Raw genomic sequence first — 16,592 nt, 5'->3', positions numbered from 1 at the left:
CAGTATATCGGTATAAAGTTCACCTTCAGAAAATAAGATGAAAACGCTTACAACAAAACCATGAGGTGAACAACGATGAAAAAACTGGTACTGCTCATGCTTGTTTTGCTGCTCGTGTATCCGCATGTATCGAAAGCGGGAGGATTTAAAGGAGGGGGCGGCGATCCGGGCCACTGGTTCGCGGGAGACCCTGTTGAACATCCTGATCCCGCAAAACCGCCGATTGTATTTGTCCATGGATTAAACGGCTCTTCAAGCGCTTGGTTTGACGAAAATGACATGGCGGAGCAGGCGTGGAAAAACGGATATGATGCGGCTTTTATCGATCTCCACCCCGATAAAGACATGCAGGATAACGGAGCGATGCTGGCCGCGAAACTGCGCGAAATCTACCAGCATTTCGGCCGCAAGGTCATTCTCGTTTCCTACAGCAAAGGCGGAATTGACAGTCAGTCGGCGCTGATTCATCACAACGCATACCATTATGTCGAGCGCTTGATTACGCTCGGAACCCCCCATCACGGTTCGCAGCTGGCAGACCTTGCCTACAGCAGCTGGGCAGGATGGCTCGCCGATATTTTAGGCCAGAAAAATGACGCCGTTTACTCTCTCCAAACAGGGTTTATGAAATCGTTCCGCGATCAGACCGACAATCATCCCAATCGATCGAAAACCAAATATTTCACCTTGGCAGGCAATAAAATCGGCGGGTTCGGCAGCGTTTTATTTTTTGGAGGCGTCTATTTAAACATGTTTGGCGAAAATGACGGAGCCGTCACCGAAAAAAATGCGAGACTCCCTTACGCCACAAACCTGAATACAGGGAAGTGGGATCACTTCTCGATTATTAAAGGAAACCTCACATTTCCTGTATTTATGCCTTTATTGACGGTTCAGGCATATGCAAATGAAACAGCGGCCATCAAGGAAAACCTATCGTACCCTTTCATCAGAGGAGGGGAAAATCATGGATTGAGAGAAGAGGAATTCGCCGTTGAAAAAGGCGTCAAGGAAATAACCGTTCACTGGCTGAGCAATCATTCCTCGGGAAATATCAAATTGACAGATCCGCACGGCAAGCCGCTCAAAGATTTTTCAATAGCAAAGACGGTGGATGTTTTTGAAGGGGGATTCGTCCATTCCGCTGCCATTAAAAATCCGGCAGCAGGTACATGGAAGATCGCATCATCTGTCAAACAAAAAGAGGCGTTTTTGTTCATTGTGACGTTCGATTCTCCTCTGAACCAGCAAATTAAAAACGCAGTCACCAGAGAATCGGCAAATCTTGCGAATGTTAAGGCGTCCGTTCGTTCTATCCGCTATAAAAACGGAAAACAGGCCGAGAAAAAGTCGCTGAAACCAGCTTCCATCAATGCGCTGCAAAACAGCCTGTCATTCAAAAAAGCGGGCTTGTATTCGGTGACGATCGACCTTTCAGGAAAAACGGCAGACAACTCGCCGTTTAACAGGACGATCATCCGCTCTATTTATGTAAATGACAAAGGGGAGAAGTTTGAAAACAGCCCTTTGTCCGATTAAACCGTTCTTTTCATGGGAGATAAAGATTCATCGACCATGCGGTCAAGTTTTCTGATCTTTTCAAGCGCCAGCTTATGATCAATTTTGCGGTAATGGTGGTTTCCGCCCGGCTCTTCATCCAGCTCATCCGCTTTTTTGACGATTTCCTGCAGCTTGTTTTTATCGAGGTCCCCTTCTGGCAAATAGGAATCCGTATGAAGCAAAATCGCCAAAGCAATCTCTTTTGCCGCTTTCCGATCTTCGCCGAGGCGGATCAGCAGCTTGTGAGCGCGCTCGGCACCCTTTATCGCGTGAATGTCGTTTTGCTTGTATTTTTCATAATCCCATTCCCCGTCGGTATACCATTCATAATGACCGATATCGTGCAGCAAAGCCGCTTTTGTCGCGATATCAGGGTCTACTCCCGCTCGCACCGCCAGGCGGTATGCGTGGTAAGCGCAGGCTACGGCATGAGCTACACCGGAGCGTGTTAAATATTTTTGTGCGATTGGATGGGTGAATACATCCACTAATGTTACGTTTCTCATGTAAACCCCTCCTTTATATATTTTTAGAATCCTAACATATTTTCATGTAAATCTCAATTGATCTGACACATCATATTTAAAATTCCGCTATATGAGCCTGCGCCATAATAAAATAAAAACAAGCACAATCGATTTGATGTGCTTGTTTTTTTATTTTTCACAAAAACTCTTTAATGTCATACACTCTGCCGTTTTCAAAGTCGGTCTCAAGCAGATCGAGCAGAACGCCGGCGACGTAAGGCGTGCTTCTCAGCTTTCCTTCTGTTTGATAGGTTTTGAATCGTTCAATTTCATGAAAGTCTTTTTTCGATGATGAACGTATTACCTCTTGCATGCCGGTATCCATGATCCCCGGTGAGAAAGAAATCATTTTCACCGGATCAGATTGATCTTCCTGTTCAAAGCCGAATGTTTTCGTGAACATATCGAGCCCCGCTTTTGAACTGCAGTAGGCGCTCCATCCTTTATAAGGGTTTTTGGCCGCACCTGATGATATATTGACAATCGATTTTTTACCTTTGTATGGCTTGAGCCATTTGGTAAACAGCTGGCTGAGAATCACCGGAGCTAACAAATTCAAGTCATAATGCAGCCTCAGCTCTTCCAGTTCAGCTTCACCGGCGCGCTTGATCGGCGTCACCATACCCGCATTGTTGATCAAGGTGATCGAAGTAAAATCGCGGGCTTGGACAGATTCTGTCAATTGCCGAAACCACTTTTCTGTTTCGACGAGCTGTGTCAGATCAGCCTCATGCCGGATCAGCCTCTCATGACTGACTTCAGACTTGGTCCTTGAGACAGCGTGAACAATATGGCCTTTTTGCAAAAGCCCTTCGGCAATCGCGGCGCCAAGCCCTTTTGACGCTCCGGTAACAATGGATAAATGCATACGGCGTCCCTCCTTATCCATTATTGTACTGATTCATCAGCCTGCTTCTCAAGTGCAGCGGTTTTCTGTTCCGGAAGAAACGCGGCGAGCACGTAAAAAACCGCCGTCAGTAAACTGAACCATTCGAACACAATCAGCTGGAGAGCTGCTCCAAAAACAAGCAGACCTTGCGTCCATGAACCGCATTTCCCTTTTAAAATGCGAATCAAAGCAAAGATCATGATGGCGAGTGCCACACCCGAGCCTAGCAAGCCATAACCGTAGTGGACAAAGTCCGCCATTGCCTGATCGTGTCCCTCCCTCATCGATGGGTATATCAGTAAAATGATGCCTAATGTGCAGATGACCACAATGTAATAGAAAATGGATTCTAATATGAGCAGCCCATGTACTGCCACAAGCATTAATAACCAAATCGACGCCAATGCAAAAGCTAACCATGCAGATAGCACCTTATAGAACCTCGGATTTTTCATTGTTGAGCGCTCCTATTTTTTCTGCTGCCCGCTGACTTTCGGAATCAAAAAGAACAGACCTGCGATGCATAAGAGGATCAGCAGACCGTATAAGATGGGCAGGAAGATGGATTGCCGACTTTCCGCAGCGTCATCTTCCCGTCCCGATAAGGACGGGTTTGCCGAGAATGACAGGTCAAGCTGCTTCAGCTTTGACGCCACGGAATTGCTTTCATTCGTGAAGCTTCCGGACAGGCTTTTCAGCTTTTCGATGGCATCTTCTTTTTTCGAATCTGTAAATGAGAATTCCTTCAGTTCTTCTGGAATTGATATTTCTTCCTTGTATTCCGTCTCTTCTTCCTGAAGATAGTCCGTCTCGATTTTAATATCCTGCTTTTCATACTCGTTTGGCTTTACATCGACTTTATCGGTTTCCTCCGCCTTCACGAACGGAGTGAAAAGAAAGAAGGAGAGCATGACTGCCATGATCCCCTTCTTTCCCCATTTCGCATTAAGCATCATGGTCAGTCTCGCTTTCTTCTGTTCTTGATTTTGCAAAATCGATAATAAAAGGAACAGCAATCGCGATGATCGTGATTAAAATTAATGCTCCGATTCCGAGTGCAAACTGGCTTCCAGTTCCGTACTGAATCGACATATATACGGTTGATACCGGATTGTTAAAGCTGAAGTTCGGCATCGCCAAGTCAAGCAGCGGCGCTACATAGAACAGCACCATAGCGGCTGTTGCGATTCCGCCTGCGATCGATCCCAGCATAAACGCCGTCCGGATGATGGCTGAACTTGCGACCAGCAGCAAGATCGTAAAGACCGACCACATGACAGCCTGATCGTCTGCGAGTGAGTAAATGTTCAAACCGAACAGACTGATCATCAGTCCGACAATAATATTCAAAATGCCAAACAGCGCGCCTCTGACTAAGAGCGGAGCATTTTGATAATGGTGGCTGAAATATCCGATCAGCAAGCTGGAAAGCATCACAATCACGAGAATGACGACCGGCGGTACGTTTTGCGCTTTCGACTCTGGAACATCCCCGCTGATTTTCACCGGACTTGCCAGATGATCGTATACATATCCGTCGTTTCCTCCGAACGCATTGCCGAGAATGCCGTACACGTCTCCGCGGATCAGCTTTGTCGTCGCGACATTTTGGCCCCAATTTGAATTCAGGGTATCCGCTTTTTTCTGAACATCGTTCACACTTTCCTGAATATTGCCCGTGTACTCGATGACGCCTGATTGCGTTTCCGACAAGGAACCGAGCATGTTAGACAGCTGCAAAATGTCATTTCCGAGCGTATCCTGCATGCTGATGACCATCGTTCCATCTGTCGCGTCTCCCTGCATGACCGTTGTTCCGGCGCCTTCCGGATTGCGCAGCTGTTCAGATACGGCATTTGCTCGTTCTGAAATCGTGCTGAGTTCATTCAGCACGTCAGTCTGCTTCTCACTAATGAAATCGCCGTAGCTTTTGACGAAATCGGTCATGTCTGTTGTGTAATTTTCAATGTCTTCATTTGTAGACAGCATATTATTTTTTAAATTGCTCCATTTTTCCGCTTCGGTTTCACCGATTTTAAGGACGGTATCCACGCTGTCTTTTTTCGCGGAGATAACATTGCTCTTAATTGAATAATCTACTGATCCGTATAGCGTTGTTCTATATACAGACAACGTATTATGATATCTGAGAAGGTCGCGGACATCTCTTGTATTGATTTTAGAAGCAAAAGCCTCTTTTAATGCTTCTTTTCTCTCAGTACCCATCGGGTAGCTTAATATTTCGTTTTCAAGTGTTTCGATTTGACTGTAAATCGTCTTAAAGTCTTCATTCTGGCTCTCTTCAAGCTTTGTAATTCGCCCGTTCAGCTTTTCGACATTTTGATTTAAGTCTTTAATCGTATTCGTTAATTCAGCGACTTTATCATCAAATTTTTCTAGCTGTTTTTTCAACTCTTCATTATGCGTTTCCTGTTTTTCGCGAAGATCTGTTTCCACCTTTTCAATTCTAGCGGCGGCTTCATTGAGCTGTGCTTTTAACTTGGTAATTTCGTCTTCAGGCTCGTCTCCCGGGTTCTCCGTTTGGCCGTCTTCGCCTGTTCCCTTATCGCCTGCATCATCTGCAGAAGTTGAACCGTCCTGCTGACCGTTTTCCCCGGTTTCAGGAGAAGGTTCTTGACCCTGATTCGGCTCTCCGGCAGATGGTTCTTGATCTCCTGAATTGCCGCCATCATTCCCTGAGGAATCCTTTAGCCCGTCCGATAATTCTTTAAGATCAGCCGCAATGTTCTTCAATTCATCTTGCTGTTCTTGAAGATCGATTTTTAAATCTTTCGGCTGTTCTTCGTCGTCATTTTGATCTTCATCATCGTTATCTTGATCATCACCAGGATTTGTGGTGCCTGGATCTTCCTGTGGAACGGTTAACACTGAGCGCCTCTCTATTAATTTAGGTTGAAGCACGCTCAGATTATAGCTTCTCGTTTGGGCCTGATAATCATCGATCAACTCATTCTGAATCCTGTCAATTCCGCTCATTTGTAACGGCACCTGATTTTCACGCGTCGTTTGCAGGTTTTGAAAAGAGTTCGCAGTCAGGCTGAATTGATTTTGCAAACCGTTGAATGAAGCGGCCATGCCGCTCATTTGTTCATTGAAACGGCTCGTTGCGCTGGACTGCTTTTCCTTAATCACCGTAAGGCCGTCTTGAATTTGCTTTTCACTGTCCGCTTGTGCAGCTTGAAGCAGTTCCGACTGCTTTTCTTGATATTGTTTGTACTGATTGACGTTGTCGACGAAGCTGTCCAATTGTTTTTTGGATTCTTCTACGCCTGCGTTGCGCTCTTTTGATGTGCCTTCTGTTTCATTGATCGATTCTTTTAGCCTGTCGATCATCTCTTTTTGTCTTTCTACTTCGCCCGCTAAATTGTTGGAGCTCGGCTTGTAAAAATTGTACATCGCGTTTTGGAACTCTGATTCTTTGTTTACGATGCTGTCAAACTCTTTTCTGACCTTTTTGACTCCCTGTTTGACAAAGCGCCAATACAGGGAAGACATTTTTTTGCTCACCGTTTTTTGCGCGTCTTGAAGTTCGCGCTGGACTTTTTCCTTGTTGACGGCGTCAAGCTGGTCCTGAATTTTAAATTCCAGCTCCGCTTTTTGTGGACGCTCATGGTTGTAGCTTAAAATGTTTTGCGAAAAGTCCGACGGAATGTAGACAATCGCATCGTATTGCTTCTCCGAAAGTCCGCTTTCTGCTGCGCTCCGGTTGACGACCGTCCATTTATAGTCCGGACGGTCAACCAGGGAAGCCGAGATTTCGTTCCCCAGCAGCGCATCTTCATCAACGGTTCCGTCATCTTTCAAAATGCCGGTATCTTCATTGACGACAGCGATTTCCCTTGTCGCGTTCGATACCTTTTTCGTCGGGTTCTCACCGATGAAATGAAAGAACAAGACGGGCAGCAAGATGATCGTGACGAAGGCGCTGATAATTTTCAGCGTGCTTTTTTGTTGTTCCGTCATTTCGTTTTCTTCCTTTCTACGGCACATAAAGGAATTTGAATTTTCCTCTCTTTGCCGTTTTCAACGATATAGCCAAAGCCCGGGAGAATTTCCGGCTCCTGGCGTTCATATGGGAGCTGAATCAAATTCTGCTCGGATTTTTTCATCAATAGCATGGCGTGTCTGACCTGCTTGACTTCGCTTGTCAGCGAATCATAGCCTTTTGTGAACTCGCTGTGATTTCCGGCAGGTATAAAGTGGAAGCCTAAATGGGCGTATGACTTCATAAACATCGCCATTTTATCCTGAATAGATGCGTCGATCGTCTGCTGGAACCGTGAAAGTCCGTCGACGATAAAGACCATCGGTGAAAAATCAAGGTTGGCGATTTCGCCTTGTTTAACGGCTTCCAAATACATCGCTTCTCTTGTCCGGCAAATTTCTTCCGTCTCAGCCAGCCAGAGCATAATGTCGTCTTTTGTTTCAAGATAGCTGATTTGATCCTCTGTCGCATATTGAGAAAGCCCTCTGTCTATCGAATCAAACACGGCAATTTTTTTCGTGTCATGGTCAAGCAGGTGCTCGAGCATGATCTTGATGACGTTTGTTTTTCCGCGCTGCGTCTGACCCATGATGAGGCAGTGCTTATTTTTCTCAAGGTTAAAGTATACCGGTTCGACAGATTCTTCATCGAGTCCCATTGGAATAAGGCCTCTTTCAGGCTGAAGCGGATAATCTCTCACAAACTGCGTAACGGAAAGCTCCAGCGGCAGCATCGGCACAGGCGCCGGCTTTCTCATGCCTTCCGACCGTTCTGCGATCGCCTGAATGTCGGATTTGATCCGTTCAAACAGCTCGATATCATTGTCCGCTTCCACAGGCATAAACATTTGTGCGAAGTATTGGTTTTCTTTATTGATAATGACGCGTCCAGGGATCGGTTCAAGGCTGAATTCCGGCCTTCCGATGATCGAATATGCTTCAGACTGATCCATCAGGTAGTGGACAACCCTCGTTTTCAGGTTGTTCAAGAGCGACTGTCTGATCGCATTGACCCTTGTCGCGGTCAGGATTAAATAAATTCCAAGCGACTGGCCGTCGCGTGAAAACTGGATAAATTCGCTTTCAAGTTCATGCATTTCGTCTTTAATGATGTCAAAGTTGTCGACCGTTATGAAAATAAACGGCAGCTTTTCCTCATTCAGCGCATTGTACATCTTGATATGGCTGATTTCTTTTGCGCGGAAAAGATTTTTCCGGTGCTCGATTTCCGCCTTGATCCGGATCATGAATTTCTCGATTTTTCTCGTTTGGTCCATCAAGAAATAATCCGCGGTATGCGGAAGCCTTGCAAGCGGAAGCAGCGTTCCGTTGCCAAAGTCGAAAATGTAGTAATGCAATTCTTCCGGTGTATATTGTTCGGCAAAGCTCATCATGAACGTCGTAGCGGTCAGGGATTTTCCGTAGCCTGACGATCCGACGATGCCGATATTGCCGTCATCCATCATGCGATAGCTGATCGGCTCCTGGCTTTGCTTTTCAGGTTCATCGATATAAGCAAAGTTAAAGGCATCCGCTTCCTCAGACGGGTAGCGCGTTTTAGGTATGCGCTCTTCAAGCGGCGGCAACCAAGGGCTCGGAAGCTTCTCGATTCCCATTTCCTCTTGAATCCGTTCAATTTGTTCGACGACTGCAGAAATTTCCGTCACGGCCTCTTTTTTCGCAGTATGATCGGCATCAACGTCTGACAAAGGAATTAAACCGGTGTCTGTGACGATCGCCACTTCATCCTCTGTGCCGTAGCCGTCCTCCATGTAAGGGGCGCCGCTCCATGCAGACTGGAACAGTTCATACACCTCATTGTTGCCGACTTGCAAATAACCGCGGCCCGTTACCGTGATGGTAGCCGCATCTCCGTTTTTAAGGATTTCTTTACTGTCATTCGCATCCTGAACCTTCAAGGCAACCTTGAATCTGGAGTTGCTCCAAATCTGGTCGTCGATGATGCCGCCCGGTTTTTGCGTCGCCAAGATTAAGTGCACCCCGAGACTTCGGCCGATCCTTGCCGCGCTGACAAGCTCGCGGATAAATTCCGGTTCTTCGCTTTTCAGCTCGGCAAATTCGTCTGAAATTAAGAAAAGGTGCGGCATCGCCGTTTTCGCTTTTTTCTGTTTGTAAAGCTTTGTATAGTCATTGATATGGTTGACTTTATACTGATCAAAGAGCCGCTGCCTTTTCTTCAGCTCACTCTTAATGGACGCCAGCGCCCGGTTGCTGAAGTTCTTGCTGCCTTCAATGTTAGTAATCGTTCCGAGCAAATGCGGGATGTTCCGGAACGGCTGCGCCATTCCGCCCCCTTTGTAGTCGATTAACAAAAATGCGACTTCATGCGGGTGGAAGTGAACGGCCAAAGACAAAATATAAGTCTGCAAAAATTCACTTTTACCCGAACCGGTCGTTCCGGCAAGCAGCCCGTGGGGGCCGTGGGCTTTTTCGTGAAGATTTAAATGAACAATATCGTCTTTTCCTTTATAGCCGATCGGTACGGCCAAAGATTTGGCCGATTCGCTTGTCAACCATTTTTGGCCAATACCGATGTCATCGACTTCCTTCACTTGGAACAGTTCGAGAAACGATACGGTATCAGGAATCGAATTCGTCATGCCCGTCTGGTGGTCAAGCGTTCTCAGCGTCCGGGAAAACAGTTCGTTGTCTTCTCTGTTGTGGTGATCCAGCTGAAACGGGATCTGGACGGCTTTCTTTTGCTTGATCAAAATGTCGCCTTCCTGTTCAGTAATATAACGAACAAGAGTATGAATGTTTTCGGACAGGCTTTCTTTCGTCTCTGCCGCCACGATTGTCGACACTCCGAGGTTTTTCTGCTTGCCTTCCAAATATTCTAAAATGACGTGTTCCGCGATGAGCTGCTGATTTGTGATGATAAACACAAAGTGCGGCTTATACAAAGTTTTCTTTTTGTTTTCATCTAAATCCCGTTCTCTCAAAATTTCATATATGCTTGAAAGGAGCTGATCTCTTGTCTGTTCGTTGTAAATAAACCCTTTCGCATAAATATGAGGCATCTGAAAATGCGGAAGCCACTTCATCCATTCCCATTCTTGATACTCGGCTTCGTCAAAAATAAAGACAAAGCGCAAATCATGATAGCTGTGGAAAAATGCGAGCTGGCCGACAAGCTGATGAATTTCATTTTTGACGACGGACAATTTTCCGACGACGCCCATCGGGCCTTCAGCAAGATTCACGGTGATCGGTGCATTTTTCAGTTCTCTGTAGACCTCTTCCATTTTTTGCGTTTGTTCAAGGAGATGGTCTGTATCGCGATTGGCCAAATCTCCGCCGTTCAAATTGATTTGGTATGAAGATGCAACATTTCCCGTTCCAAGGCGGATTTGCAGAAAATCGGCGCTTTCAATCGATTTTTCCCAAATCCGTCCGCTGATCTCCTTTGTTAAATATTTCATTCTCTCGAATGTAGGAAAATGGAAATCAAGGACGAACTTTTGCCTTTCTGCAAGTTCGTGCAGCTCTTTCTTTTTGTTTTCAAGGTAAAGGGTGTAGACCCGCTCTCTTTTTTCTTCTCTTTTTTTACGCTGATTTTTGTCGCGGAAGTACTGCACGGTTGACGTAATCAGCGTCATCATAAACATCGCAAGGGAGACGATGATAAAAATTCCCCGCGGCTGAATGAGCGCCACGATCCCCATGACGAGCAACATGACGATCGGAGGCAGAATCATCAGCCATAAGCCTCTGTTGTCTCCGTCGCTTTCCTGTGCCGGGAAGCTGAAGGATATCTTTTCATCCGGCAGATCGTAAATCATTCTCGGCGGCCTGCGGTATTGCGGATATTTATTTTTTGTCTCCGAGCTCGGCTTGAGAATGTTCTCCAAAGACGTATCATATTGCCCGAACCCCTCGATTTCCAAGAGGTCATCTTCAATGATGCGAAGAATATTCAGTCCAAATGCGATTTCGTCTCCATTTTGCACGGAGACCGAAGCGGACACTTCTTCTCCGTTCAAATAAATTTTGGCGCCATTCGGCAGGACATTCCATCGCCCGTCGAGGCGGATGAAGGAGAATGTACCTTTTTCTCCAAAGAATGAATCCGTTTCATTGAAATAAACATCCGCTTCTTGATCAAGGGAAGAAATGACGACTTCCTGTCTCTCTCCTAAATAGTAGGCGGGAACGCTGTCGGATTCTTCGGCTAAAAAAAGTGTCAGCTGTTCAGCGCCGCTTTGGACGGACGCCTTTCCGCCAAGCTTTAAAGAAGAAACAGTCTCCCCTCCCAGCTGCACGTTGAAAGCGTCTGAGTCCTTCTGCTTTTCCAGTACCACCGGGCCTTTTTCAAACGAAAAATGCTTGATCGTGACAGAATGTTTCAAATCCGGCCCGATGGTGAGCGTGCGGCTGTTCTGATCATCCAGTTTTATTTTTTGATAGTTTTTATGATAAAAAATCCATAACAGACTCATTTCCCCGCCTCCTGCCAACAACAGGTGTTTTCGCTTTTATTTATCATCTTTTTTCTTTTTGTCTTCCTTTTCTTTATTTTCTTTTTTCGCCTGCTCTTGCTCGGCTTTCTCCTTTTCAGCCTTTGCGGCTTCTACGTCCGCCTGGCTTTGCTCGGTGTTTGCCTGCTGGTTTTCATCAGTTTTAGCTTTCTGTTCATCTGCTGTCCGCTTCAATTCTTCAAGTTCTTTTTCGAGCGGTTCCAGCTGTTTCTGCCTCTCATCACTGGACAATTTATCATCAGCTTTAATGTCATCTGTATATTTCATAAGTGCCAACATAATCTGTGCATTGTTTTCCAGCTTACGGGCCGTCTCAAGCGCTTCTTTATTGGCGCCGCGTCCGATCTGAATCCAATAAAGGAAGTTATTCGGATCGACTTGAAGCGTCAGGCTCTTCATAGCATCTTCCTGTAAATCCGCTTCCTTCAGTACATTGTCAACGATGATATACGAATAAGCCAGCTGATATTGAACAGAATCAGGCATCTCGCCGGCATCATATTTATCAAGCGTACTGATGACTTTGCTGTACTGTTTATTTAAGAAGTAGCGGTTGCTTTCGATAAACGCCTGCTGTTTCGGTTGTGCAAAGAATAATGAGTAGAAGGAAAATAAAACAGCCGGTATTAAGCATAAAATAAGTCCTAACCCTATGTACCTTTGAATCTTCCATTTCTTCTTCGGAAGATGGACAAGCGTTTTTTCTTCGGCATCCAGTTCATCGATCCTCTTTTGAATGACGGCTTTCAAATCGCCGTACGTCCCGCTTGTGATGATGTCTTTTACCTGATCTGAAAACTTGATGGTTTCGCTGTATTTTAAATACTCTTCAAAAGTAAACTGCCCGTCGACAGCAAGCGCAGCAGCGGCTTTCACTTCATTGAAAAGTCTTTCTTCGTCGTCTTCATATGGCGGAATGCTTTCTTTCACTCCATAATGTAAAAATTTAGGTGTTAATCCTTTGTCAAAAACAATGTTTTCAGGCGCAGCGATCAGGTGCAGCCTTTTAATTGAATGTTCTTCGACGGCTTTCACGAGCTGGTACGCAAAAAGCCATTTGCTTTTTTTATTTTTTCCTTTTATATAACGAAATTCTTTATATTCGGAAGGAGGCTGAATCAAAATTTGGACTTCATCATCGGTCATGACGGTTTCTTTATTAAAGGAAGGATCGACTTCTTTGATGACGTTTGCTTCCAAGCCGTTCACAAGATTGATCTTTTCTCTTTGAAAACGAAAGATATATGAACCGTCTTCTTTCGTCATGACGGCCTCTAATTGGTCTTCGAGATACGTTTTCTTTTTCTCTGCCATTCACCCAGATCCTTTCATAAAATTTCCAGGCGGTCACCTGTCGTAATTCCGCATTGCGATAATGTATATTCGCCTGAAAAAACGGCATCTTTATTTGTCACCCTTACCCAGTAGCCTTCCCGGGGAGGTACCGGTATGCTTTTGGCTTGCCACGCGATGTCGATTACCTTTTTAACAGAATGGTAATCTGACAGTCTGAGGTCAAAGGCGCTGCCGTCGTAATGTTTTAAATCGATGGTAATGTCAACATACACCAGTTCATCACCTCTCAATAGAAAAAGCGCCGTCATCTTCTTTTGAATTAGGCGCTTCTCTCATTCTTCTAATCTGTAAATTAGCCGCGGATTTGGCTAGCGATGTCTTGGTCAGTGCTTTCAAGAGTGTTAGCAGTCTGATGAAGTTGTTTAGAAACGTCGCTTAGAAGTTCAGCCATTTTAATAAAAGAAGGTCTTAGCTCTTGATATTGCTCTGAGAACGCACGGCTTGATTCACCTTCCCACATATCTTGAAGCTGGTTGATCATTTGATCAAGGCGCTGATTGACCTGTTCAGTCACATCTCCGCTTTCTTTTTGATATCTGTCAGCCATTTGCCGCAATTCAGCCGGCGTAACACGAATGATTCCTGACATATTCCTTATACCTCCTGCGCTATTCGCCCTAGATATGGGCTAAATAACTTATTTTTTTGAACGCTTTTATTATAAAAACAAGATTGAGGCACAGTCAAACAAATCTGTTGTTATTTTACAAAATGAGTCTAAAGGTTTATCATTCCTCTATTTCCACCCAGCAAAAATTATAGAAATCTAGTAAAATTATCTCAATTTTCTTCTCTCGTAACATTTGAATCAAATGGCATGGTTCTGTTTACCCACTTGAGTCTGAACCGTTTCCATAGGATAAAGGAAGGATTGCATAAGCGCAAAAAAAGCCCGCCTCTAAGAGAGGCAGGCTTGTCTCGATCAGCCCGCTTTCAAGCCGGCTGATTTTTGTTTTTCCTTATTATAATGGTGCAAAAAGAAATCGTCAGTTTCCGCCCGAATGACTTTCCATAAGAGCACAAGGGCGATTAAGTTCGGGATCATCATTAATGCGTTCGCCATGTCGGCAAAAGCCCATACAGTATTGAGGCTTGCGACTGCACCGTAATATGCAGCGATGACATAAACGACACGGTAAACCGGCACCCATTTTAAACCAACTAAATATTCCAGACATTTTTCTCCATATACATACCAACCGACAATGGTTGAATAGCCGAAGAAAATAACTGAAAACGTCACAATGTATTTACCCGCGGCTCCGAGCGAAGAAGCAAACGCGGCGTTTGTCAGCGCGCCGGCGTCAAGCGATGTATCGTGGGCAACACCAGAAAGCAGACCGCCTGAAGGATCCCAAAATCCCGTAATAATGAGGACGAGCCCGGTCATTGTACATACGATCAATGTGACGATGAATGTTCCCGTCATCGCAACCAATGCAGCCTTGACGGGGTGATCGGATTTCGCGTTTCCTGCGATCAAAGCAGCGGTACCAAGACCCGCTTCATTTGAAAAGATTCCTTTCGACATGCCGTTTCTGATCGCCTCAGACACGACTACACCTGTAAAGCCCCCAGCGGCTGACACCGGATTGAAGGCGTGATAAAAAATCAGCTGGAACGCCGGAATGATTTGATCATAATGAAGGAAAATAATGATCAGTGAGCCGCCGATATAAAGAATCGCCATGACCGGCACGAAAATGCTCGCCACCGTGCTGACACGCTGAAAACCGCCGAAGATGATCGCGGCTGTCAATATCGCGAGCACAAGACCGATGATCCAGCCTGGAATTCCGAAGCTGTGTGTGACGACTTCCGAAATCGTGTTGGACTGGACGGAATCCCCGATTCCAAAAGAGGCAAGCACACCTGACAATGCAAATAAAACGGCAAGCGGCTTCCACTTCTTCCCGAGCCCTTTTTCGACATAGTACATCGGTCCGCCCGAATATTCGCCCCGCTCATTTTTGACGCGGTATTTCGTGGCGAGCAATGCTTCGCTGTATTTCGTAGCCATCCCTAAAAGACCGACGAGCCACATCCAAAACAAAGCCCCCGGACCTCCAACCGTAATCGCCGTGGCTACACCGGCAATATTCCCGTTTCCGATCGTTCCGGCAAGCGTCGTCATCAGCGCCTTGAAATTGCTGACATCACCGTCTGCTCCGGCTGATTCTTTCTCTTTCCCGAATGCAAGTTTGAATGCATATATCAATCTTTTAAATTGAAGCCCCCGCAGGATGAACGTCAAAAATAAACCGGTTCCCACAAGCAGAATGATGCCCGGGACTCCCCATAAAAAGCCGTTGATTTTCTCTAGAATCGCCAATGTTCCTACTCCTCTTATTTCAGAATAATTAAATTTGGTGTAATACATCGCTACGTTTATGAAAAATAATAAATCGTCAGCGACTTTTTTGTTGATTTTAACAAACAACTATATTCATAATAAAAGTAAGATGGGTATATGTCAAAATTTTTTCATGCAAACATAAAAGTAGGGGTTTTTTTATGAACAATCGAAACAATCCTTTTAAATATCAATATGACCGTTTAGAAGATGTGGCAGATCACATCAGCGAGGTGCTGGACTGTCCGATTACAATAGAAGACATCAACCACCGTCTCCTTGCTTACAGCACCCACAGCGACTACACGGACCCGGCGAGAACGTCAACGATCATCGGAAGACGCGTGCCGGAAAAGGTCATCAACAAGCTTTGGAAAGATGGAACGATTCCCGCCTTGATGAAAACCGACGAACCGATCAGGGTTGAGCAAATCGATGAAGTCGGCTTGTCGAGCCGCGTGGCGATATCAATCTGGAAAAACAGCGAGGTTATCGGTTTTATCTGGGCGCTGGAAAGCCAAAAAACGCTGTCGGAAGACGAGCTTCATCTTTTGAAGCTGGCTGCGGATTCCGTCAAAAACAAGCTGCTGCCTTATCAAGTCCGAAAAAGAAAAAATGAACAGCGCAGCCAGGAATTTTTCTGGAAGCTCTTAACCGGGCATATTTCGGAAGATCAGGAGATCTCCGACGGCTTTCATCAGCTTGGTATCGGGGTACCTTCAACTTACTCGGTCATCATCATCCGGCTGAAAGACGAAATCGAAGAAAAAACCGAAAAACAGCTCCACTACTTGCTGGAGACGACGCAGCAGGTGCAAATTCTTCTGGCTACAATCGATTATAATGAGCTGATTGTCCTCGCTTCGCCAAAAACGGGGCAAAAGGGACAGCCGTTCAATGATTTAAAGCAATTTGCCGCGAATATACAAAAGCAGCTTGAAGAGCGCTATAAACTGAACAACTGCACGATTGCGATCGGCGGAATGTACAGCTTGATCACCCTTGTACACCAGTCTTATCAGGAAGCGCTCTCGGCGCTGAAGGTCAAGGAGCGTTTTCCCGAAGAAACAAGGCAGCTCGTCAGCTTTTCAGAACTCGGCATCTATCAGTATCTCGACGTGCTCAGCGAAAAACGAAAACACGCAAGCTATCCAAACTATTCTTTAATGCAGCTTGAAGCATATGACAAGGAGCACCACTCCAATCTTGTCGAGACGCTTGAGCAGTTTATCGAATGCGACAGCAACGTCAACACCGCCGCCAAAAAGCTGAACATTCACGTCAACACGCTGAACTACAGGCTGAAGCGCATCAGTAAAATCGCCGAAATCGATTTAAAAAACATCAATGAAAAATTTACGATTTATCTGGAAATCAAGCTTCGCAACATGCATTTGTGAAAT

Annotated in this window: 12 protein-coding genes; 2 read left to right on the top strand and 10 right to left on the bottom strand. The window is 45.5% G+C overall.

Translation table 11 applies throughout. The features are described from left to right. Positions 1-75: 75 nt before the first annotated feature. Positions 76-1,539: an esterase/lipase family protein gene (locus M1D90_RS04710; protein ID WP_205802153.1), complete on the top strand. Its 1,464-nt coding sequence runs from the start codon at positions 76-78 to the stop codon at positions 1,537-1,539. On the opposite strand, the gene M1D90_RS04705 is transcribed toward M1D90_RS04710, so the two are convergent. The 10 genes from M1D90_RS04705 to M1D90_RS04660 all read right to left on the bottom strand — a co-directional run bounded on the left by M1D90_RS04705 (position 1,536) and on the right by M1D90_RS04660 (position 15,216). Continuing rightward, the gene (locus M1D90_RS04705) at positions 1,536-2,066 is read right to left on the bottom strand and encodes an HD domain-containing protein (protein ID WP_020452803.1); all 531 of its coding nucleotides are present in this window, start codon (positions 2,064-2,066) and stop codon (positions 1,536-1,538) included. The genes M1D90_RS04710 and M1D90_RS04705 overlap by 4 nt on opposite strands. A gap of 157 nt (positions 2,067-2,223) precedes the next feature. Then, positions 2,224-2,955: a (S)-benzoin forming benzil reductase gene (locus M1D90_RS04700; protein WP_020452804.1), complete on the bottom strand. Its 732-nt coding sequence runs from the start codon at positions 2,953-2,955 to the stop codon at positions 2,224-2,226. Between the two features lie 20 nt (positions 2,956-2,975). Then, on the bottom strand, positions 2,976-3,431 hold the full coding sequence (locus M1D90_RS04695) for a hypothetical protein (RefSeq protein WP_023856164.1): 456 nt from the start codon (positions 3,429-3,431) through the stop codon (positions 2,976-2,978). Between the two features lie 12 nt (positions 3,432-3,443). Beyond that, positions 3,444-3,932: a type VII secretion protein EssA gene (essA, locus tag M1D90_RS04690; protein ID WP_025809752.1), complete on the bottom strand. Its 489-nt coding sequence runs from the start codon at positions 3,930-3,932 to the stop codon at positions 3,444-3,446. Continuing rightward, positions 3,922-6,960 (bottom strand): type VII secretion protein EsaA, encoded by a 3,039-nt coding sequence (gene esaA, locus M1D90_RS04685; protein WP_144498846.1) that lies wholly within the window; start codon positions 6,958-6,960, stop codon positions 3,922-3,924. The genes essA and esaA overlap by 11 nt, the downstream gene beginning before the upstream one ends. Further along, entirely contained in the window at positions 6,957-11,441 is a 4,485-nt protein-coding gene (essC, locus tag M1D90_RS04680) for a type VII secretion protein EssC (RefSeq protein WP_144498848.1), read from the bottom strand. Before essC ends, esaA begins: the two co-directional genes overlap by 4 nt. Before the next feature lie 36 nt (positions 11,442-11,477). After that, positions 11,478-12,794, bottom strand: coding sequence for a type VII secretion protein EssB (gene essB / locus M1D90_RS04675; protein ID WP_035337611.1), 1,317 nt, complete (start codon positions 12,792-12,794; stop codon positions 11,478-11,480). Positions 12,795-12,808: 14 nt separating this feature from the next. Then, on the bottom strand, positions 12,809-13,048 hold the full coding sequence (locus M1D90_RS04670) for an EsaB/YukD family protein (RefSeq protein ID WP_020452810.1): 240 nt from the start codon (positions 13,046-13,048) through the stop codon (positions 12,809-12,811). A gap of 80 nt (positions 13,049-13,128) precedes the next feature. Further along, complete coding sequence (locus tag M1D90_RS04665; protein WP_003184900.1) at positions 13,129-13,425, bottom strand: WXG100 family type VII secretion target; 297 nt, start codon at positions 13,423-13,425, stop codon at positions 13,129-13,131. Positions 13,426-13,758: 333 nt separating this feature from the next. Beyond that, the gene (locus M1D90_RS04660) at positions 13,759-15,216 is read right to left on the bottom strand and encodes an alanine/glycine:cation symporter family protein (RefSeq protein ID WP_043054604.1); all 1,458 of its coding nucleotides are present in this window, start codon (positions 15,214-15,216) and stop codon (positions 13,759-13,761) included. A gap of 134 nt (positions 15,217-15,350) precedes the next feature. On the opposite strand from M1D90_RS04660, the gene M1D90_RS04655 reads away from it, so the two are divergent. Continuing rightward, positions 15,351-16,589, top strand: a complete 1,239-nt coding sequence (locus tag M1D90_RS04655; protein ID WP_020452812.1) for a PucR family transcriptional regulator — start codon at positions 15,351-15,353, stop codon at positions 16,587-16,589. The last annotated feature ends 3 nt before the right edge of the window (positions 16,590-16,592 follow it).

Source organism: Bacillus sp. JZ34, from assembly GCF_053903205.1.
Note: the sequence above shows the minus strand (reverse complement) of the source record. Positions and strands in the feature narration are given on the sequence as shown.

Coding starts and splice junctions, on each gene's coding strand:
- M1D90_RS04705 (WP_020452803.1), bottom strand. CDS start 2,066: ATGAGAAACGTAACATTAGTGGATGTATTCACCCATCCAATCGCACAA.
- M1D90_RS04700 (WP_020452804.1), bottom strand. CDS start 2,955: ATGCATTTATCCATTGTTACCGGAGCGTCAAAAGGGCTTGGCGCCGCG.
- M1D90_RS04710 (WP_205802153.1), top strand. CDS start 76: ATGAAAAAACTGGTACTGCTCATGCTTGTTTTGCTGCTCGTGTATCCG.
- essA (WP_025809752.1), bottom strand. CDS start 3,932: ATGATGCTTAATGCGAAATGGGGAAAGAAGGGGATCATGGCAGTCATG.
- essB (WP_035337611.1), bottom strand. CDS start 12,794: ATGGCAGAGAAAAAGAAAACGTATCTCGAAGACCAATTAGAGGCCGTC.
- M1D90_RS04660 (WP_043054604.1), bottom strand. CDS start 15,216: ATGTATTACACCAAATTTAATTATTCTGAAATAAGAGGAGTAGGAACA.
- esaA (WP_144498846.1), bottom strand. CDS start 6,960: ATGACGGAACAACAAAAAAGCACGCTGAAAATTATCAGCGCCTTCGTC.
- essC (WP_144498848.1), bottom strand. CDS start 11,441: ATGAGTCTGTTATGGATTTTTTATCATAAAAACTATCAAAAAATAAAA.
- M1D90_RS04655 (WP_020452812.1), top strand. CDS start 15,351: ATGAACAATCGAAACAATCCTTTTAAATATCAATATGACCGTTTAGAA.
- M1D90_RS04695 (WP_023856164.1), bottom strand. CDS start 3,431: ATGAAAAATCCGAGGTTCTATAAGGTGCTATCTGCATGGTTAGCTTTT.
- M1D90_RS04665 (WP_003184900.1), bottom strand. CDS start 13,425: ATGTCAGGAATCATTCGTGTTACGCCGGCTGAATTGCGGCAAATGGCT.